General features: G+C 62.8%; 15 protein-coding genes, 3 tRNA genes and 1 pseudogene. 9 read left to right on the plus strand and 10 right to left on the minus strand.

Features of this window, described 5'->3' with window-relative positions; all coding sequences use genetic code 11:
• The gene (locus CXP40_RS22455) at positions 1–1368 is read right to left on the minus strand and encodes a chromosome partitioning protein ParA (RefSeq protein ID WP_106735535.1); all 1368 of its coding nucleotides are present in this window, start codon (positions 1366–1368) and stop codon (positions 1–3) included.
• Between the two features lie 677 nt (positions 1369–2045).
• Here CXP40_RS22455 and CXP40_RS22460 point away from each other — a divergent pair.
• Positions 2046–2333, plus strand: a pseudogene (locus tag CXP40_RS22460) (TAXI family TRAP transporter solute-binding subunit); the annotation flags it as partial.
• 8 nt (positions 2334–2341) lie between these two features.
• Here the strand turns inward: CXP40_RS22460 and CXP40_RS22465 are convergent.
• Entirely contained in the window at positions 2342–2773 is a 432-nt protein-coding gene (locus CXP40_RS22465) for a nuclear transport factor 2 family protein (protein WP_106735536.1), read from the minus strand.
• 203 nt (positions 2774–2976) lie between these two features.
• Positions 2977–5010 carry an FAD-dependent oxidoreductase gene (locus tag CXP40_RS22475; protein ID WP_106735554.1) on the minus strand — a complete coding sequence of 678 codons (2034 nt, stop codon included), beginning with the start codon at positions 5008–5010 and terminating at the stop codon, positions 2977–2979.
• A gap of 202 nt (positions 5011–5212) precedes the next feature.
• On the opposite strand from CXP40_RS22475, the gene CXP40_RS22480 reads away from it, so the two are divergent.
• Complete coding sequence (locus CXP40_RS22480) at positions 5213–6238, plus strand: carbon-nitrogen hydrolase family protein (protein WP_106735538.1); 1026 nt, start codon at positions 5213–5215, stop codon at positions 6236–6238.
• On the plus strand, positions 6235–7320 hold the full coding sequence (locus tag CXP40_RS22485) for an AraC family transcriptional regulator (RefSeq protein WP_177429709.1): 1086 nt from the start codon (positions 6235–6237) through the stop codon (positions 7318–7320). Before CXP40_RS22480 ends, CXP40_RS22485 begins: the two co-directional genes overlap by 4 nt.
• A gap of 193 nt (positions 7321–7513) precedes the next feature.
• On the opposite strand, the gene CXP40_RS22490 is transcribed toward CXP40_RS22485, so the two are convergent.
• The 4 genes from CXP40_RS22490 to CXP40_RS22505 all read right to left on the minus strand — a co-directional run bounded on the left by CXP40_RS22490 (position 7514) and on the right by CXP40_RS22505 (position 8505).
• Positions 7514–7590, minus strand: a tRNA-Asp gene (locus CXP40_RS22490).
• Between the two features lie 108 nt (positions 7591–7698).
• Positions 7699–7775, minus strand: a tRNA-Asp gene (locus CXP40_RS22495).
• Positions 7776–7810: 35 nt separating this feature from the next.
• Positions 7811–7886: transfer RNA gene (locus CXP40_RS22500), tRNA-Val, on the minus strand.
• 145 nt (positions 7887–8031) lie between these two features.
• Positions 8032–8505 carry a MarR family winged helix-turn-helix transcriptional regulator gene (locus CXP40_RS22505; RefSeq protein WP_106735540.1) on the minus strand — a complete coding sequence of 158 codons (474 nt, stop codon included), beginning with the start codon at positions 8503–8505 and terminating at the stop codon, positions 8032–8034.
• 108 nt (positions 8506–8613) lie between these two features.
• Between CXP40_RS22505 and CXP40_RS22510 the strand changes: the two genes are divergently transcribed.
• From CXP40_RS22510 to CXP40_RS22530, 5 genes are all read left to right on the plus strand, one after another.
• On the plus strand, positions 8614–10383 hold the full coding sequence (locus CXP40_RS22510) for an N-acetylglutaminylglutamine amidotransferase (protein ID WP_106735541.1): 1770 nt from the start codon (positions 8614–8616) through the stop codon (positions 10381–10383).
• Positions 10384–10513: 130 nt separating this feature from the next.
• Complete coding sequence (ngg, locus tag CXP40_RS22515; protein ID WP_106735542.1) at positions 10514–12253, plus strand: N-acetylglutaminylglutamine synthetase; 1740 nt, start codon at positions 10514–10516, stop codon at positions 12251–12253.
• 62 nt (positions 12254–12315) lie between these two features.
• Entirely contained in the window at positions 12316–13515 is a 1200-nt protein-coding gene (locus CXP40_RS22520; protein ID WP_106735543.1) for an osmoprotectant NAGGN system M42 family peptidase, read from the plus strand.
• A gap of 156 nt (positions 13516–13671) precedes the next feature.
• Positions 13672–16422, plus strand: coding sequence for a hybrid sensor histidine kinase/response regulator (locus CXP40_RS22525; protein WP_106735544.1), 2751 nt, complete (start codon positions 13672–13674; stop codon positions 16420–16422).
• A 63-nt stretch (positions 16423–16485) separates the two neighbouring features.
• Complete coding sequence (locus CXP40_RS22530; protein WP_037000031.1) at positions 16486–16737, plus strand: YheU family protein; 252 nt, start codon at positions 16486–16488, stop codon at positions 16735–16737.
• Here CXP40_RS22530 and CXP40_RS22535 read toward each other — a convergent pair.
• From CXP40_RS22535 to ttcA, 3 genes are all read right to left on the minus strand, one after another.
• Entirely contained in the window at positions 16727–17398 is a 672-nt protein-coding gene (locus CXP40_RS22535) for a DNA-3-methyladenine glycosylase I (protein WP_106735545.1), read from the minus strand. The two genes, CXP40_RS22530 and CXP40_RS22535, sit on opposite strands and share 11 nt — an antisense overlap.
• A gap of 130 nt (positions 17399–17528) precedes the next feature.
• Complete coding sequence (locus CXP40_RS22540) at positions 17529–18587, minus strand: 3-deoxy-7-phosphoheptulonate synthase (RefSeq protein ID WP_106735546.1); 1059 nt, start codon at positions 18585–18587, stop codon at positions 17529–17531.
• Between the two features lie 515 nt (positions 18588–19102).
• Positions 19103–19927, minus strand: a complete 825-nt coding sequence (ttcA, locus tag CXP40_RS22545; protein WP_106735547.1) for a tRNA 2-thiocytidine(32) synthetase TtcA — start codon at positions 19925–19927, stop codon at positions 19103–19105.
• Between the two features lie 101 nt (positions 19928–20028).
• Here ttcA and CXP40_RS22550 point away from each other — a divergent pair, with 101 nt between their 5' ends.
• Positions 20029–20622, plus strand: a complete 594-nt coding sequence (locus CXP40_RS22550; protein WP_106735548.1) for a DNA-J related domain-containing protein — start codon at positions 20029–20031, stop codon at positions 20620–20622.
• The last annotated feature ends 113 nt before the right edge of the window (positions 20623–20735 follow it).

Here is a 20735-nt window from a genome sequence, read left to right on the forward strand (position 1 = left end):
TCAGCTGACGGTGCGCAGACGACTGCTCGCCTTGTGCCGCGCGCAGCAGTTCGAATCACCCAGGGTGAAGCGGCTGGGCGTATCGACGCGGTCAATGGGAATGGCGCAGCGCTCCCCGCTGGGCAAGGATGCGTCGCAGCTGGGCTGCTGATAATGCGCCAACCAGTGTCGATACTGCTCTTCGGAAACGAAGCATTTGCCAGCGGCGTAGGCCATGGGATTGTCCTGATAGCGGGCAACATCCTGCAGGGGAATGGTCAGGTGCCCGGCGCCGGGATGGTATACCACGAACACCACACCAAGCTTGGCCAGGCGATCCAGCACCTGGTCACCGCCCTGACTGGCGAATGCATCGCGCTCACGCTTGAGGCGTTCGACCTCCTCCTGCAACTGAGCATCCAGCTCGTTGCGATAGGCCAGCTCGACGTCGCGTATGGCGATCTGTTCCTTGTACTCCGCCACGGCGGCAGCGACCTTGGCGCGCATTTCACCATCGTACTGCGCACGCAGGATATCGCCCTCGGTACGGCCATGACGCTCGAGGGCGCGTAGCTGTTGAGTCATTTCCTCACGGCTGACCTGGAAACTTTCGGCCTGGGCGGCCAGTTGCGCCTTGAGGTTGGCGTTGAGTTCCTCCTGCTGGCGCAGCGCCTGATGCAGCCCATGGATCTGCGCTTGCAGATTCTTGCTCTGCTCCTCGCTGGCCAATTTGAACTTGGCCAGTTCGTCTTCATGCTGCTGGGTCAGACTGCTGATGCGCAGGCGCTGCTGCTGAATCAGCTGCGCAGTCTTGGCACGATGCTCATGATCCATCTTCTGTGCCAGTTGCTCGGCCACTTCCTTGGCCGGATCCGGCGCATACCATTTATCTTCGGAGGCCACCTGCAAACGCTCGGCAACCACCGCCTGAGCACTGTCGTCCTCGATCAGCAGCCCAAGCTGATTGCGCTTGACGGCATCGCGCAGCAACACCAGGTCATTCTGAGCAGGTGCCAGGCTGGGGTCCCAAAGGTGCATCTGATGCCAGGAAACCGGACACTGGCTGCGGCAGGCCAGGCGGATCGGCCCAGCGCCAAGATCCGGACCACGGCCGGCACGCTCGGCCAGATGTTGCAGAGGAATGTTCCAGCCCTTGTCGGGGCGACCGTCCTCGTCGAAATCCAAAAAGAAGAACACCGCAGCCCTGACCAGCAGGCGCGGGTTGATCACCACGAACACCGCACGCATCTGTTCGTCGGCGAACTCGGGCATGTTCACCACGCCGTCGAGCAAAGCCTCGAACTCAGGGAACATCATCTGTTTGCAGATACCGCGTTCACTGAAGAACATCACGGCTTCCACCATCTGCGGCTTGTTCTGCATGCTCATTGAGGACCCTCTGGACCAACCGGGAATACGTCGCGTGCCAGCGCAGCGCAGACTCTGCACTGATATCGTCCTTGATACCTCGAGCAAGTCTAGGGGAAAACCCAACCACAGCAATGTGACTGGGTTGGCACTCACTCTGCGAGCCAGCCCAAATAGGCCACTGCTTGGCGCAAAAATGTGACCAGACCGGAAAGTACGAAAGCTGCCAGCGGTCCGGTCCGCCGGGATGAGTAACAGCCTGCCCAACACAACTCGATCGGCGGATTCTTGCTTTTCAACCCTGCCTCACAAGCGGAGTTTTGCCTATTTCAGCCCATAGCATTGGGCTCATCCGCTCCAGAGCAGTGATCCGACAACCTGGCACGTCACCCGCTCTGGCACGTACAAGCTCGCGCGCCTGTCGCGCGGCCGGACTGATAAAAAAGACAAGAGGTCAGCCATGTTCTGCTATCACCTCACTGCCAACCCCTCATCGTTCAATCCGCTTCGCGAGTGCCTATTCCGGCGCCAGAAGACTGCCTGCACAGCACTGCCGCGTCCTTAGCTAAAAATAACAACAACGGAGAATTCCCATGCACTTAGCCAAGCGCCTTGGCCTGTTCGCCGCTGCCGCGATTTTGGCCAGTAGTCCCAACGCTCACGCTAATCCAACCTCGATCAACATCCTTACCGGCGGTATCGGCAGCAGCGCCTATCAGTCGGGCACCATCCCTGCCGGCACCTACAAAGGCCAGGCCAGCGACGTGACGACGGCGACCATCACCAACGTTCTGGTCAGCCAGACCAGCGTTTCCGACGCCGTGGCCTATCAGATGACCAAGTTGCTCTTCGAGAACCTCGACCGATTGGCCGAAGCGCATCCAGCCGCCAAGGACATTAGGCTGGAGCGAGCCACCAGTGGTCTGCCGATTCCGCTGCACCCTGGCGCCGAGCGCTTTTACCGAGAAGTCGGCGTTCTCAAGTAGAGCGCCGTTCAGCCTTTGGCTGCAGCGAGAAAAGGCGCCAGGCGCTGGGCCATTTCGGCACCGAGCGCCTGCAGCCCACTCATCGGGCGTACCATCACCTCGAACTCGACGATTCGCCCCGAATCGTCGAAACGAATCATGTCGATTCCTTTCAACTCGCGCCCACCAACCTTCGCGGAAAACTCCAGCACCACATTGAGGCCATCGGCGGTGGCCAGTTCACGGTGATAGGCGAAGTCCTCGAATACCTTGAGTACAGTATTGAGGATCATATTGACCACCTGCGCCCCCGGATACGGGGTGTGTGCCATCGGTGAGCGGAACACCGCCTGTGGGTGCAGCAACTCAGGCAAGGCGCTCAGATCCTTGGCGGCGACGAATTGGTGCCAGCGCGCGAGGCTGGCTGCAGCGGCAGGTTGCAGCTGGGCATTGAGAGACACCGGCTTCTCCTTGTTGTTGTCAGGCCAGACAGCCAACACCTCGCAGCAGACCGTATGAAAACTACTGCGCTCGACCATGCTGCGTTAAAAAACGGCTCAAAATGCTCATTTACAACTCGTAAACTGCGCTTTCTCGCCATTTTTTGCCTTGCCTGACCTTCGCTCGCTACGTTTTCAAACGGTCTGTAGGCGGGGCGTCGCCATTACAGCTCAGCAGCCAGACGCGAGCCCTGGTTGATCGCCCGCTTGGCGTCGAGCTCGGCGGCGACATCCGCGCCACCGACCAGGTGCACGCGCTGGCCAGCGCTCTCCAGACCGTCCTGCAGCTCACGCAGCGGGTCCTGGCCGGCGCAGACGATCACGGTATCGACCGGCAACACCTGCTCCTCACCACCAGCGATGCGGATATGCAAACCGGCATCGTCGATCTGCACGTACTCGACGCTGTTGAGCATCTGCACGTTCTTGTTCTTCAGGCCGGTGCGATGAATCCAGCCGGTAGTCTTGCCCAGGCCGTCGCCGACCTTGGATTTCTTGCGCTGCAGCAGGAATACCTGACGCGCCGCCGGGTGCGGATGCGCCTCGACACCCGCCACGCCTCCACGGGCCTCGAGCGTGGTATCGATACCCCATTCCTTCCAGAACTCGTCGCGATCGAGGCTGGTGGCCTTGCCCTGATGGGTGATGAATTCGGACACGTCGAAGCCAATACCGCCGGCGCCGATCACAGCGACCTTCTGCCCGACCGGCTTGCGCTCGAGAATCGCGTCCAGGTAGCTGATCACCTTGGCATGCTCGATCCCCGGAATATCCGGCGTGCGCGGCGCGATACCGGTGGCCAGGATGATTTCGTCGAAGCCGCCACTGACCAGATCGTCCACCGCCACGCGGGTATTCAGGCGCACATCGACACCGGTGGTTTCCAGCTTGCGCTTGAAGTAGCGCAGGGTTTCATAGAACTCTTCCTTGCCCGGCACGCGCTTGGCCACGTTGAACTGGCCGCCGATCTCGCTGGCCGAATCGAACAGGGTCACGCTGTGGCCACGTTCGGCGGCGACGGTGGACGCGGCCAGGCCAGCCGGGCCGGCACCGACCACGGCAATCTTCTTCACCGTGGTGGTGGGGATGTAGTTCAGCTCGGTCTCATGGCAGGCGCGTGGATTGACCAGGCAGCTGGTCAGCTTGCCGCCGAAGGTGTGGTCCAGGCAGGCCTGGTTGCAGCCGATGCAAGTGTTGATCTCGTCCGCGCGGCCTTCGGCGGCCTTGTTGACGAAGTCCGGGTCGGCGAGGAACGGGCGCGCCATCGACACCATGTCGGCATCGCCCTCGGCCAGCACTTGCTCGGCCACTTCCGGGGTGTTGATGCGGTTGGTGGTGATCAACGGGATCGACACCTCACCCTTGAGCTTGGCGGTGACCTTGGTGAAGGCCGCGCGCGGCACCTTGGTGGCGATGGTCGGGATACGCGCTTCGTGCCAGCCGATACCGGTGTTGATGATAGTGGCACCAGCCTGCTCGATAGCCTTGGCCAACAGCACGATCTCGTCCCAGGTGCTGCCGCCCTCGACCAGATCGAGCATCGACAGGCGATAGATGATTATGAAGTTCGGCCCAACCGCCTCGCGCACGCGACGGACGATTTCCACCGGCAGGCGCATGCGGTTTTCGTAGCTGCCGCCCCAGCGGTCGGTACGGTGGTTGGTGTGGGCAACTAGGAACTGGTTAATGAAGTAGCCTTCCGAACCCATCACCTCGACACCGTCGTATCCGGCCTGCTGTGCCAGCGCAGCGCAATTGACGAAGTCGGCGATCTGCTTCTCGATGCCCTCTTCGTCCAGTTCGCGCGGCTTGAACGGGTTGATCGGTGCCTGGATGGCGCTCGGCGCCACGGATTTGGGGCTGTAGGCATAACGCCCGGCGTGGAGGATCTGCATGCAGATCTTGCCGCCGGCCTCATGCACAGCCTGGGTAACGACCTTGTGCTTCTCGGCTTCTTCCGGCGTGCTCAGCTTGGCCGCCCCGGAATACACGCCGCCCTCCTCGTTCGGGCCGATGCCACCGGTGACCATCAGGCCGACACCGCCACGGGCGCGCTCGGCGAAATAGGCCGCCATGCGCTCGAAGCCGCCCGGCTTCTCTTCCAGACCAGTGTGCATGGAGCCCATCAGTGTACGGTTGCTCAGCGTGGTGAAGCCAAGGTCGAGCGGGGCCAGCAGGTGCGGGTAACGAGCAGTCATGGAATTCTCCACATCGCGGTGCAGTTCACGGATTGCCGCGGTCTCATGGTCACGCGGTCGGTTATGGAGCCAGACGATAAAGAGGCTGCCAACCATGCTCAATGATCAAAACTAACAAGATAATGATCAAAAGTAGCAATTCACCTTGGCAGCACGGCTCGACCGACCTAACCTGCACCGCAACGAAGCCGAACATCCCGAAATGCGCCTACTGATCACCCTTCTGCTCGCGTTCGCACTGCTGGCCGGCCTTGGCAGCTACGCCCAGTGGATCGAGCAGCGTCCCAGCACCCACTACCTGTCCGACCTGCGCAGCCAGGTCGCGCTGGATATCGGCGAGCCCGGCCCGCGCGGTAATCTGCTGGGCATCCAGCCGGAGCTGTTCCCAGCGGACTACCAGAGCCTCGCCCGTCTGCGCCTGAAACTGAACGCCTACCTCGATCACGCCCGTGACCAGGGCATGCTCAACGCGCGTACCGTCGTCGTGCTGCCGGAACATATCGGCACCTGGCTGCTCGCCGTTGGCGAGAAAGAAGAACTCTATCGTGCCACCGAGCGCCGCCAGGCCATGCACTGGCTGGCGGTAACCAACCCGCTGGATTTTCTCGGCGCGCTACTGGGCGCCGCAGACGACGCGCGCCTGGACGATGCCATGCTGCGAACCAAGGCCAAGAGCATGGCGCGTGACTATCAGCAACTGTTTGGCGATCTGGCTCGCGATTACCAGATCACCCTGGTGGCGGGTTCCATCGTTCTGCCCGAGCCTCATATAGAACAGGGCCGTCTCGAGATCGGCCGCGGGCCGCTGTACAACGTCAGCCTGGTCTTCGACCGGGCCGGCAACCCGCTCGGCCAGCCACAACGCCACGCCTTCAGTGCAGGCGCGCTGACGACCGAAACAACCGGCGCCGTGCAAGTGTTGGAGACCCCGGCCGGCCGCCTCGGCGTGCTACTCGGCGGTGACATGCAGCAGTTGCGCCAGGCAACGACGGCTGGCGACGAAACCATCGAGCTCTTGGCAATGCCCAGCGATCTGGACAGCCAGGCGGACGACGCCGAGTTTGGTGATCAACTGCAGACCCATGGCATTCGCGCCGGGCTGAAAGTCCATCTGCGCGGCCGATTGTGGGAGCGTAGCGGTCAGTCCCAGGCGCTCGCCTTCGATGCCGGACGCAGCGAACGCGGCGCCAGCGAGCATGGCGCGCAACTGATCAATCTATGGTTATGAAGGCATCACGCGTTCGCCTCGGCGATCTCTCCGTCGGCTTCACCCAGGCATTGGCCGACGCACTGCGCGAACAGGGCCAGCGCCCCGAGCCGCTGCTCGAACAGTTCGGTCTGGATTCAGCACGCCTGGGCGAGCCGCGCGCGCGCCTGTCGATCCCGCGTTTCATGCGCCTTGGCCATAGCGCCATTGCCCTGTGCAACAACCCCGCCCTGGGCCTGGACATGGGCCGTCACAGCCGCCTGAGCCAGGTTGGCCTGGCTGGTATCTGCGCCGCGCAAGCGCCTGATCTGCGCGAAGCGGCACGCACCCTGACCCGCTTCGAGCCGCTGTACGCCGCCAACTATCGCGGCCGTTCGGGCTTCAGCGAGGATGCCCGCGGCGCCTGGCTGCATTTCTATTCGATCAGCCCCTACAACGCCTACAACCGCTTCGTGGTGGATTCGGTGCTGGCCGGCTGGCAGAGCAACCTGAGCCAGGTGGTCGACCGCCCCATCATCGCGGACAAGGTTGAAATCGAATTTCCGCCACCCGACTACAGCGAGCGTTACGAGCCCCTGTTCGGCTGCCCGGTGGAATTCGCCAGCGGCGCCAACCGCCTGCGCCTGAGCAGCGAAACCCTGGCCCTGCGCAATCCACAGCATTACCCAGGCACCTGGCGGCACCTGCTGGAGCTGTGTGAACGAGAGCTCGATCAGCTGACCCGCACGCGTAGCCTGCGCGAACAGGTCATCCAGCTGCTGGGGCCCTTGCTGCACGGCCATGAGCCGGATCTGCAGGAAGTGGCGCGCAGCCTGCACCTGCCGAGCTGGACGTTGCGGCGCAAGCTGGCCGAGGAAGGCACGCAATTTCGCGCCATCCTCAACGACACCCGCCGCGACCTGGCCACGGCCTATATCCGTGACACCGAGCTGGCCTTTGGCGAGATCGCCTACCTGCTCGGCTTCGCCTCGGCCGAAGCCTTCCAGCGCGCCTTCAAGCGCTGGCTCGGGCAAACACCCGGCGACTACCGCCGCACACAGCGCAGGGCCAGCGGCGAAGCTCAGAGTTCGGTGGCGTCGTCGTCCACATCGGGCATGTCTTGACTGAGGACGTCGCGCTCGAGCAGTTCTTCCTGATAGTCATCCATCGGGCATTCTCCTGGGGCATTTCATCTTTCGTTAGCAAGCTACGTTGCCAGTGTGAAGACAAGATGACGAAAAACCGCAGGGCGATTGATTACCCCGGATCACAGGCAATAAAAAACCCGTCGATCTTGCGATCGACGGGTTTCGTATATGGCGCAGCGGACGGGACTCGAACCCGCGACCCCCGGCGTGACAGGCCGGTATTCTAACCGACTGAACTACCGCTGCGTGTCGGTTGGACTTGCGTCCAAAGAACTCATGGAACTCTGTTGCATCTGATGGCGCCCTTGCGGGCTTTGCCATCTCAAATCGACAAGGTGCCGATCTGGGAAATAATGGCGCAGCGGACGGGACTCGAACCCGCGACCCCCGGCGTGACAGGCCGGTATTCTAACCGACTGAACTACCGCTGCGCGTCGGTGGACTTTCGTCCTTCTCTCTAAGGCTATGGTGGGTGATGACGGGATCGAACCGCCGACCCTCTGCTTGTAAGGCAGATGCTCTCCCGGCTGAGCTAATCACCCATGTGCCTTAGCGAGGCGCGCACTTTATGCAGGCGGCGATGCTAAGTCNATGTGCCTTAGCGAGGCGCGCACTTTATGCAGGCGGCGATGCTAAGTCAACACCCTGCTTGAATTTTTTCTGAAAAAGGCAGATTCATCGCCCACCTCATTCCATCTCTCCGCACAGTTCGGCGGCGCGCAGCAGCGCGGCCGTAAGGCTGTGACGCTCCCAATCGGCCAGCGCGGCAAAACGCTGGTTGAATTCCGGTGGCATCAACGAAGGTGCTTGCTGGATCAGCTCACGGCCCGCATCGCTGATCAACAGCCACTGGCGCCGGCGATCCTGATCATCGCGCTGGCGCTGCAACAGACCACGCTCTTCCAAGCGATCGAGCATGCCGGACAGCGTCGCAGCGGTCAGGCTAACGCGGCTGCTGAGCACGCTGGCGGTCATCCGCGTCTCGCTGGCCAGCACCTGCAGCACCATCAACTGCATGGGCGTCAGCCCGCCAAAGCGAGCCAGACGCTTGGCGTGCACCTCCCCCGCCTGCTGCAAGCGCCGCAGCGCCTGAAACAGGGGCATCTCGAAGGCCATGACAGATGACAAATCTATTTCAACAGGAACTTTTTTATCGCTCATAAGCACCAATTAATGACAACCAAAACTTTGACATGAAAGCATTATTTTGTTTTGGTGTAAAAGGCTCGACCACGAGCCACTCCCCAACGGCAACACCGGTAAGGAACTATGTGCGGAATAGCTGGAGAACTTCGTTTTGATCGACGCCCCGCGGACCTGGCGGCAGTCGAACGCATCACCCACCACCTGGCCCCTCGCGGACCCGACGCCCATGGCTTTCATAGTCAGGGTCCCATCGCCCTGGGCCATCGCCGGCTGAAGATCATGGATCTGGCCGAAGCCTCGGGCCAGCCGATGATCGACAGCGATCTCGGCCTGTCCATGGTGTTCAACGGCGCCATCTATAACTACCCCGAGCTGCGTGCCGAGCTGGAAGCGCTGGGCTATCACTTCTTCTCCGGCGGTGACACCGAGGTGCTGCTCAAGGGCTATCACGCCTGGGGCGAAAAACTGCTGCCCAAGCTCAATGGCATGTTCGCCTTCGCCGTCTGGGAGCGTGACAAGCAGAACCTGTTCATCGCCCGCGACCGCCTCGGCGTCAAACCGCTGTATCTGTCGCGCACTGGTGAGCGCCTGCGCTTCGCCTCGTCGCTGCCAGCCCTGCTGCAAGGTGGCGACATCGCCAAGACGCTGGATGCCGTCGCCCTCAACCACTATTTGAACTTCCATGCCGTGGTGCCCGCGCCGCGCACCATCCTGGCGGGCGTGGAGAAACTGCCGCCAGCCACCTGGATGCGTGTCGATGCCGACGGCAAGGTCGAGCAACACACCTGGTGGACGCTGCAGTTCGGCCCGCAAGGCGAGGAAGCGAACTTCGGCTTTGAAGAATGGCGCGACCGCACACTGCAGACCATGCGCGAAGCGGTGGAGATTCGTCAGCGCGCGGCGGTCGACGTCGGCGTGCTGCTCTCCGGTGGCGTCGATTCGAGCATGCTGGTCGGCCTGCTGCGCGAAGCTGGTGTGGAGAACCTGCTGACCTTCTCCATCGGCTTCCAGGATGCCGGCGGCGAACGTGGCGACGAATTCCAGTATTCGGACCTGATCGCCCAGCATTTCGGCACCCGCCATCATCAATTGCGCATTGGCGAGCACGAGATTCTCGAGCAGCTGCCGCAAGCCTTCCGCGCCATGAGCGAGCCGATGGTCAGCCATGACTGCATCGCCTTCTATCTGCTCTCGCGCGAAGTCGCCAAGCACTGCAAGGTGGTACAGAGTGGCCAAGGCGCCGACGAACTGTTCGCCGGCTACCACTGGTATCCGCAGGTCGATGGCGCCAAGGATGCTTTCGCCGCCTACCGCGCCGCTTTCTTCGACCGCGAGCACGACGAATACGCGGCCTGCGTGCAGCCCGCCTGGCTGACCGGCGACATGGCTGGCGAGTTCGTTCGCGAGCACTTCGCCATGCCCGGCGCCGATGCTGCAGTGGACAAGGCCCTGCGCCTGGACAGCACGGTGATGCTGGTCGACGACCCGGTCAAACGGGTGGATAACATGACCATGGCCTGGGGCCTGGAAGCGCGCACGCCGTTCCTCGACTATCGCGTGGCCGAGCTGTCGGCGCGCATTCCCGCGCAGTTCAAGCTGCCGGAGGGCGGCAAGTACGTGCTCAAGGAAGCCGCGCGCAAGGTCATCCCCAGTGAGGTGATCGACCGGCCCAAAGGCTACTTCCCCGTGCCAGGACTCAAGCATCTGGAGGGCGCCACCCTCGGTTGGGTGCGCGACCTGCTGCTCGACCCAAGCCAGGATCGCGGCCTGTTCAACCCGACCATGCTCGACCAGTTGCTGACCAACCCGCAGAGCCAGCTCACGCCGCTGCGCGGGTCCAAGCTATGGCAACTGGCAGCGCTCAATCTGTGGTTGAGCGAACAGGGTCTGTAACTCACATGGAGCGGCCCTCGGGCCGCTCCTGCAGGATCAATGGTCATAGCCCGGCAAAGCCGGGATGTGTCGCGACTCAATGACGATCCGGCCAAGACCGGACGTAGTGAACACGGACAGGGATTATTCCATGCGCTCCACTGCCTTCAACCAACGCCTGCTGCGAGGCCAGACACCATCCTACGAGCGTCTGCAGGCCCGCCTGGCCGAGGATCACAGCAGCCAGCCCAGCCAGCCACAAGCCATTCATTGCGGCTGGGGCCGCCTGCTGATCGGCCATACCTACCCCGACGCCACTGTCCTGGCCGAATCCCTGCTGGACGAACAGCCCGGTGAACGTGACATCGCCCTCTACGTAGCCGCCCCGCATCAGGTGCTGGCGCATGCACCGCAGCAACTGTTTCTCGACCCATCCGACACGCTGCGCCTGTGGTTCACCGACTACCGCCCGGCGCGTCGCAGCTTCCGTGGTTTTCGTATTCGCCGGGCGCAGAACGATGCCGACTGGCAGGCCATCAACTGCCTGTACCAGACCCGCGGCATGCTGCCGATCGACCCGGCCAAGCTCACGCCTTACACCGAGGGCGGCCCGACCTACTGGCTGGCCGAGGACGAAGACAGCGGCGCGGTGATCGGCAGTGTCATGGGCCTCAACCACCAGCGCGCTTTCCGTGACCCGGAGAACGGCAGCAGCCTGTGGTGCCTGGCGGTCGACCCGCAATGCAGCCGACCCGGTGTCGGCGAAGTACTGGTGCGTCACCTGATCGAGCACGGCATGAGCCGTGGCCTGAGCTACCTCGACCTGTCGGTGCTGCACGATAACAAGCAGGCCAAGAAGCTCTACGCCAAGCTCGGCTTCCGCGAGCTGCAGACCTTCAGCCTCAAGCGCAAGAACGGCATCAACCAGCCGCTGTTCCTCGGCCCCGGCCCACAGGCCGAGCTCAACCCCTACGCGCGGATCATCGTCGACGAGGCGCTGCGCCGCGGCATCGAAGTGCAGGTGGATGACGCCGAGGCCGGGCTGTTCACCCTCAGTCACGGTGGCCGACGCATCCGCTGCCGCGAATCGCTGTGCGACCTGACCAGTGCCGTGAGCATGACCCTGTGCCAGGACAAGCGTCTGACCCACCGTGCCCTGTCGCGCGCTGACCTTAGCGTGCCGGCCCAGCGCCTGGCCGCCAGCGCCGAGGACAATGCCACTTTTCTCGCTGAACATGGCTCGGTCGTGGTCAAACCAGTCGATGGCGAACAAGGCCAGGGCGTGGCTGTGGATCTGCGTACACCGGGCGAGGTGCAGGAAGCCATCGAACGCGCCCGCGTGTTCGATCAGCGCGTACTGCTGGAGAGTTATCACGAAGGTCACGACCTGCGCGTACTGGTCATCGGCTACGAGGTGGTGGCCGCAGCCATCCGCCGCCCAGCCGAAATCATTGGCGATGGCCGCCACAGCATCGGCGAGCTGATCGATGCGCAAAGCCGTCGCCGCCAGGCCGCCACCGGTGGCGAAAGCCGCATCCCCAAGGACGCCGAAACCCTGCGCACCCTGCATGGCGCCGGCCTCGACTACGACAGTGTGCTGCCCGCCGGCGAGCGCCTGGCCGTGCGCAAGACTGCCAACCTGCATACCGGCGGGACTCTGGAAGACGTCACCGCAATCCTCCATCCGACCCTGCGCGACGCTGCCATCAAGGCCGCGCGCGCCCTGGAAATCCCCGTGGTTGGCCTCGACCTGCTGGTGCCCGCCGCTGATCAGCCGGAATACGTATTCATCGAAGCCAACGAGCGCGCTGGCCTGGCCAACCATGAGCCACAGCCGACCGCCGAGCGCTTCGTCGACCTGCTGTTCCCGCTCAGCCAAGTATCGAGCTGACCACTCTCCCCCGGCCCTCTCCCGCACAGGGAGAGGGGAAACCCGAATGCCGAGGAGCTTGCATGCAACAACTACCCGAACCCGATCTCGACTACATGCAGAAGGTGCTGCTGGAGATGCTTGCCATTCCCAGCCCCACCGGTTTCACCGACACCATCGTGCGCTACGTCGCCGAACGGCTCGAAGAGCTGGAAATCCCCTTCGAGCTGACCCGCCGCGGCACCATTCGCGCCACCCTGCGCGGGCGCCAGAGCGAGTACGAGCGGTTCGACCGCGCCGTGTCCGTGCACTTGGACACCATTGGCGCCATCGTCCGCGAGATCAAGGACAACGGCCGCCTGGGCCTGGCGCCGGTAGGCTGCTGGTCAAGCCGCTTCGCCGAGGGCAGCCGTGTCAGCCTGTTCACCGACAACGGCGTGATTCGCGGCAGCGTGCTGCCGCTGATGGCCTCGGGGCACGCCTTCAACACCGCCGTCGACACCATGCCGGTAAGCTGGGATCACGTCGAACTGCGCCTGGACGCCTACTGCGCCACCCGCGCTGATTGCGATTCCTTGGGCGTTTGCGTGGGTGATTTCGTCGCCTTCGATCCGCTGCCGGAGTTTTCCGAGAGCGGCCATATCAGCGCCCGTCACCTCGACGACAAGGCCGGCGTCGCCGCCCTGCTGGCGTCACTCAAGGCGATTCGTGATCACGGCCTGCAACCGATGATCGACTGCCATCCGCTGTTCACCATCACTGAAGAGGTCGGCTCCGGCGCTGCTGCCGCCCTGCCCTGGGATGTCAGCGAGTTCGTCGGCATCGACATCGCTCCGGTCGCGCCAGGCCAGCAGTCCAGCGAGCACGCCGTCAGCGTGGCCATGCAGGACTCCGGCGGCCCCTACGACTATCACCTGTCACGTCAGTTGCTGCGCCTGGCAGCCGAACAGGACGTACCGGTACGCCGCGACCTGTTCCGCTACTACCACAGCGACGCGCAATCGGCAGTCACCGCCGGCCATGACATCCGCACGGCGCTGTTGGCCTTCGGCTGCGACGCGACTCACGGCTATGAACGCACCCATATCGACAGCCTCAAGGCCCTCAGCCGCCTGCTCACCGCCTACATGATGAGCCCGCCGGTGTTCGCCAGTGATGCGCAACCGGCACAGGGCTCGCTCGAGCGCTTCAGCCACCAACTGGAGCATGACGCGCAGATGGAAAGCGATACCCGAGTGCCGCCGGTGGACAGCCTGGTTGGCCAACATGATCGGGACGCTTGAAGGCTTGAGCGCATAAAGGCAAAGTGACACACAGAACGACAGGGGAGCATCAGCTCCCCTTTTTCTGGCCTGCAGTCAGTGGCCAACCTTAGGGCCGTCGCCAAGCGACGTTGAACATGACACCCCGGCCATTTCCTGGCCTTCTGAGGTTCACGGATGCCTCGCGTCTTTCTGGCCTTGCTGTTGCTCTGGCTCGCCTGCCCCAGTTGGGCGCTTACGCCTGCGTCGCTCGACAGCGACGACCTGCGCCTATCCCTGGGCCCTTACACCGGTTATTACGAAGACATAAACGGCACCCTGAGCATCGAGCAGGTGCAGGCGCTGGATGATGACGCCTTCAAGGCCCTGGGCGGTGAACATGCCAACCTCGGCAAGAACGCATCGGTGTGGTGGTTCAAGGTTCGCCTGGTCAACGCCCTGAACCATGAGCTGGGCGGCTATCTCGAAGTCAACTATCCGTTGCTCGATCATCTGCAGGTGCACCTGATCGATCCGGAGGGCAACCGCCTGGAACAGGAAAGCGGCGACACTTTCGCCTTCTCCCAGCGGCCGGTGCAGGTCCGCAATTTCTGGTTTCCCATGCAGCTGGAGCCCGGTGTCAGCACTCTGCTGATCCGCGTGGAGACCACCAGCACGGTGTTCGTGCCGCTATTCTTCGCCACCTACGGTGCCAGCGCAGCCGCGCAGGAAAACCTGATGGGCTTCAACGGCGCGTTCTACGGCGTGCTGTTCGCCATGTTCTGCTACAACCTGTTCCTCTACCTGTCGCTGCGTGAATCGGCCTACCTCTGGTACCTGGCCTACAACCTCAACGTCGGCCTGCTCGCGGCGTGCTTCGACGGCATGCTGTTCAAGCTGCTGCCCGAGCACGTGGCCTTTCAGTCGGTCAGCATCTACATCCTGATGTACGCGCACTGCCTCACGGCCATCCAGTTCAGCCGTCATTTCCTGCATGCACGTCAGTATTTCCCGCGTCTGGATACCGGCCTGCGCCTGCTGATGTTGGTCTGCGTCGGCTGCCTGCTGTCGATACCGCTGATCGGCTTCGCTGCCTGGAACATCCTGGCCAGCGTCACCGTCTCCCTGGTGTCGCTGATCCTGCTGCTGACCGGCATCTACGTGTGGCGTCGTGGCGTACGTTATGGCTCCTACTACACCCTGGCCTGGGCCATCCTGCTGTTCGCGTTCATCCAGGCCACCACCGGTTCGCTGGGCCTGGAAGTGTTCGGCGTGTTCGGCGCCACGGCGGTAAAGATCGGCGTGACCATCGAGCTGATCACCCTGTCCATCGGCCTTGCCGACCGCATCAACCTGCTCAAGGAGGAAGGCTTCCAGTCGCGCCGTGCGGCCGAGCAAGCCGCCTTCGAGAACCAGGCCAAGAGTCGCTTCCTGGCCAAGATGAGCCACGAAATTCGCACGCCGCTCAACGGCGTGCTGGGCATGTTGCAACTGCTGCGCGAAACACCGCTGGATCGCAGCCAGCGCTTCTACGTCGACACCATTTCCAGCTCCGGCAGCTCGTTGATGGCGGTGATCAACGACATCCTCGACTACGCGCGCATCGAGTCCGGCAAGCTCAGCCTGGAGCAGATCGAGTTCGACCTGGAAGACATGATTTCCGAGACGCTCAGCCTGTTCACCGGCCAGGCGCTGGACAAACGCCTGCGCCTCTATGTCAGCCTGGAAAACGGCGTACCCCGGCGTATTCAGGGTGATCCGACGCGGCTCAAACAGGTGTTGATGAACCTGCTCAGCAACGCTCTCAAGTTCACTGCCGAAGGCCATGTGGCCGTCAGCGTCAGCCGCCGCAGCGACAGCCATGGCCGGCCGCATCTGGTGTTCGCCGTCAGCGACAGTGGCATTGGTATCAGTGAGCAGGCGCTGGCGCAGTTGTTCGAATCTTTCGCTCAGGGCGACTCCAGCACTACCCGCCGTTATGGCGGCAGTGGTCTGGGCCTGGCCATCAGCAAGGAGCTGGTGGAGATGATGGGCGGTAGAATCGAAGTGCGGAGCACCCTGGGCCAGGGCACCCGCTTCGCCTTCGACATGCCGCTACTGGCCGAACAGGAAACAACCGACGAGCTCAACCGCCTGCTGGCCGGCCGCACCGCCCTGCTCGCCTCTCTCGACGGCCTGGGCCTGGATGCAATGAGCCGTCTGCTCGGGCGCTGGGGCATGCGCACCGAGCGCTGCCAGACGCCAGAGCGCTTGCAGGACTATCTGGAGGATTTCGCTGCGCCGCCGTTGCTGGTACTGATGGCGCCCTGGCCAGGAGGCGTCAACCACTGGCTCGACTCGCTCCGGCCCAAGCTGCAGGCGCAACAGCGCGTGCTGCTGGTTTGCCCGCCCGAGGCCTGCCAACATCTGCCGGCGAGCCATGGTCTGCGCCTGCAACACCTGGCCCAACCCGTGGCGATCAACGCGCTGCGCCAGGCCTTGAACGGGCTGTATGAAGAACCCAGAGCACAGGTACATCAGTTGGTCAGAGAAATACGCAGCGACAACAGCGAAGCCCCCTGCATTCTCGTGGCAGAGGACAACCCGGTGAACCAGCTGGTGGTTCAGGGCTTTTTGAAGAAACGTGGCTACAGTGTGCGCCTGGTAGTCGACGGCCAGGCGGCGGTGGACGAATACGCTCGCGACCCGGCAGCCGTGCATTTGATCCTGATGGATTGCGAGATGCCGGTGATGGACGGCTTCGAAGCCACACGGCAGATCCGCCGGTTCGAACGCGACCGGCAACTCGCTGCCGTCCCCATCATCGCACTGACCGCGCATATCCTCGACGAGCACCGTCAGCACGGTCTGGACGCTGGTATGGATGATTTCCTCGGCAAACCGCTGGATAGCGCCCTGCTCTACAGCACGCTGGAGCATCACCTCAAGCGGCCCGGCACGATGCACTGAGGAAGCTCGCAGCATGGAGCCCTGTGGCTCTATCATGGGCTCCAATAACTGGAGTCACTCGCTGTGCTGATCCCCGCTGACCTGCTGCAAGCCGACACCCTCACCGCCCTGATCGAAGACTTCGTCACCCGTGACGGGACCGACAATGGCGATGAAACCCCGCTGGAAACCCGCGTGCAACGCGTGCGTCGCGCCCTGGACAAGGGCGAAGCAGTGATCGTCTTCGACCCTGACAGCCAGCAATGCCAACTGGCGATGAAGCGTGACGTGCCCAAGGAATGGCTGGAGGCGTTGCAGCAATCGCTCAGTGATTGACCGTATGCGCCAGCATCACCGATAGCTGACACAGCGGTCGGCCGCTTTCGGCCTGCCACTGGTTGAACGCCGCCTGCACCGCGGCCAGGTCTTTCAAGCTGGTCGGCGCCTTGTCGATCACGTCCTGCGCTTTCAGCGCGGCGACCATGTCATCGGTGGGGATGAAGGTGTCCTTGCCCACCATGCGCAGAAAACGCGGCGCTGACAGACCACCAAGCTGACTGCCATGCTTGGCCAGGTATTTCCACAGACCGACGATGTCGGTCACCGGCCAGTCAGCGATCAGTGCACCAAAGCTACCCTTCTCACGACGCACATCGAGGATGAACTGGGCGTTGCGCGGCACACTTTTCAGCTTGCCCAGGTGGCGGATCAGCCGCGCATCCTGCATCAGGTTCTCCAGGCGTTCGGCGCCCATCAGCACCACCTTCTCCGGATCGAAGCCAAAGAACACCTGCTCGAAGGCCGGCCATTTGGCGTCCACCAGACTGTGTTTGAGGCCTGCGCGGAAGATGCGCAGGCTGATCAGCGACAGATAACGGTCATCACTCAGCGCCCGCAGTTCGGCATCGCTACGCGGCTGCGGCAGCATGGCCTCCAGTGCCTTCGCCGAGCCGAAGCGATTGAGGCAAAACTCGTGCAGCCACTTGTAATCACGCATGAATCAAATCCTTCATGAAACGGATGACAGAGCCTGCACGCAGCGCGTTGAACACTCAAGTCCCACAGCGATGACGCTCACGTAGGGCGGGTGAAACCCGCCAATCTCGAACCAGCGGCTTGCACCCGCCCTACCCACGCAAACGTTCGGCAGCCTGGCGCAACGCAGCCTCGGTACCGCTCCAGCCCAGGCAACCATCGGTGATCGATACGCCGTAACGCAGCTCGCCGGCAAGCGTCTGGCAGCCGTCGAACAGGTGGCTCTCCAGCATCACCCCGCGCAGGCTGTCATCGCCAGCCAGGCGCTGATCGATCACGCTTTCCAGCACCGCCGGTTGACGCAACGGATCCTTGCCGCTGTTGGCGTGACTGCAATCGACCAGAATGCGCGGCGCGATGCCCTGGCGCTCAAGTGCCTGCCGCGCAGCGGCGACGCTGACGGCATCATGGTTCGGTGCGCCGTGGCCGCCGCGCAGTACCAGATGGGTGTCGGGGTTGCCCGCGGTATGCAGCAGGGCCGGATGGCCGAGGTCATCGATGCCGAAGTGCTGATGCGGGTGCGCCGCCGAGCGCATGGCGTCGCAGGCGATGCCGACACTGCCGTCGGTGCCGTTCTTGAAGCCCACCGGCAAATCCAGGCCGCTGACCATCTCGCGATGCACCTGCGACTCGCTGGTACGGGCACCAACCGCTGCCCAGCCGAGCAGGTCGTCGAAGTAGCCGGCGGCCATCGGCTGCAGCAGCTCGGTGGCCAGCGGCAAGCCGCGAGCGAGGATATCCAGCATCAACTGCCGGGACTGTCGCAAACCCTCGGCCATATCACCACTGCCATCCAGATGCGGATCGTACAACAGCCCTTTCCAACCGACGGTGGTGCGCGGTTTTTCCACGTAGGCGCGCATCACCATCAGTAGTTGATCATCGACCTGCGGCGCCAGCTCGGCCAGGCGCTCGGCATATTCGAGGGCGCTGCTACGGTCATGCAGGGAACAGGGGCCGACCACCACCAGCAGGCGCGAGTCGCGGCCATCGAGCACGGCGCGAATGGCGTCACGGTCAGCGGCAATACGTTCGGCAAGTGCGGCGGGTAGCGGCAGGCGTTGACGCAGTACGGCGGGGCTGGGCAGCGGCTGGGCGCTGCGGCGGGCGGTGGTGGTGACGGAGGAGGCGAGTTGAGCGGAGCTGTTCATGATCTGGCGGTTCCTTGGCTGGCGCGGTCGATGCCGCGGCGGCGCTAACTGAGTGTTCGTGGCAAAGGTGTCAGGGCGGTGGTGACGCTGCTAAATCGCCAGTCGTAGCGGTAGTTGCGGTAGTAACGGTTCATCTGTGAGTCCTCGATCTGTGGCCGTTTTTCGGCCGGAAAAAACAAAACCCCCGGTCGGGTTGCCGACCGGGGGTTTTCTGGAAAACGTCTCTGGTGGCGACCCTGGTGTCTCAGGCCGCCTGTGGGGTATCAGGCGCGCCTGTGGCTAAACCAATACCCAAAGAAGTAATACGCCGCAGCCACAAGCGACTGCGCACGAGCCAACGCGGCGCGCGAGGCACCGGCTTGCAGCATGGACAGGAGGTTGAGGCTGGCGGACATGGAATTCTCCAAAGCGATGGCCGAACCATACTCCAGGCCTTTGCAGCCTGGCAAGCGTCGCGGCTAAAGCCCCTCCCACAGGTTCGAGTCACTTGTGGGAGGGGCTTCAGCCGCGATGGCTTACAGGCTCATCACATCGAGAAAGCGCGGTGTGGCGCTGTCGTCGATCTTCAGGCTCTTGAAGTCGAACAGGTTACGGTCGGCCAGCTGGGAGGGGTGCACATTCTGCAGGGCGCGGAACATGATCTCGACGCGGCCCGGGCTCTTGCGCTCCCAATCCTGCAGCATCTCCTTGACCACCTGGCGCTGCAGGTTCTCCTGCGAGCCACAGAGGTTGCACGGGATGATGGGGAATTCCTTGAGCTGGCTGTAGGCCTCGATATCGGCCTCGGCGCAGTAGGCCAGCGGGCGGATCACCACGTTGCGGCCATCGTCGGACAGCAGCTTGGGCGGCATGGCCTTGAGCGTGCCGCCGTAGAACATGTTAAGGAAGAAGGTTTCCAGAATGTCGTCGCGGTGGTGCCCCAGCGCCATCTTGGTCGCGCCGATCTCATCGGCATAGGTGTACAGGGTGCCACGACGCAGACGCGAGCACAGCGAGCAGGTGGTCTTGCCCTCGGGGATCTTCTCCTTGACCACCGAGTAGGTGTCCTTCTCGATGATGTGGTACGGCACGCCGACGGATTCCAGATAGGCCGGCAACACGTGCTCGGGGAAGCCGGGCTGCTTCTGATCCATGTTTACCGCGACGATCTCGAACTTGATCGGCGCCACCTTCTGCAGATACAGCAACACGTCGAGCATGGTGTAGCTGTCCTTGCCGCCGGACAGGCAGACCATCACTTTGTCGCCATCCTCGATCATGTTGAAGTCGGTGATGGCTTCGCCGGCCAGGCGGCGAATGCGCTTCTGCAGTTTGTTCTGGTTGACCGAAAGGGTGCCCATGGTGCGTCGAAATCCGAGGGGGTGGGAACGAAAGCGCGACATTTTACGCACAAAGGCGCCACGCCCCCACCCCAGCGACAACTAAATGCTAGGCTCGGCCGATGAACGACGACCTCGACCCCGATCTGGACCTCGCCGAGCAGGTACTGCAACTGCTGCAGGCAGCACCGGACGGCATTGCCGAATACACCCTGATCCAGCAACTGAAAGATCGCCACAGCGGTCATGTCCCTAATCTGCCTCTGGCCGACAAGCTGGTGCTGTTTCGTACTCATTTCCTGCTGTTCAACGCGCTTTATCGACTGCGCGAGCAGCTATGGCAGAAAAAGAGTCACCTGCTGCAGATCAGCCCGCTGTGTATACGTCTGCTGCCCTATCAGTCAGGCAGTGCGGCGCTCAGTGAACGCGACGCCCTGCGTGACTACTATCTGGACATGAGCAACCTCCAGGGCACCGACGAACGCGACGTCGAGCGCCTGCTGACCAGCTTCTGGACGCGCATGCAGGGCGGCGAAGAGAAGCAGGCTGCACTCGAGTTGTTCGAACTGGCCAATGAACGGACACTCGACCTGCCACGAATCAAGCTGCGCTACCGACAAATGGTCAGCGAGCATCATCCGGACCGAGGCGGCAGCACAGAGCGGTTGCAGTCGATAAACCTGGCCATGGAAATTCTTGAGCGCTATTACCACTGACTTCTAGAGAGCGATTTGCTCTAAAGCCAGACACCACGCCTGCTCCAGGCCCTGCCTATACTGCGACATAAGGTCGCATAGATTTGGCCTGACACCCGGTGGCGCTGTACACG

The sequence above is a fragment of the Pseudomonas sp. YY-1 genome (genome assembly GCF_002843095.1).
Lineage (GTDB): Bacteria > Pseudomonadota > Gammaproteobacteria > Pseudomonadales > Pseudomonadaceae > Aquipseudomonas > Aquipseudomonas sediminis_A.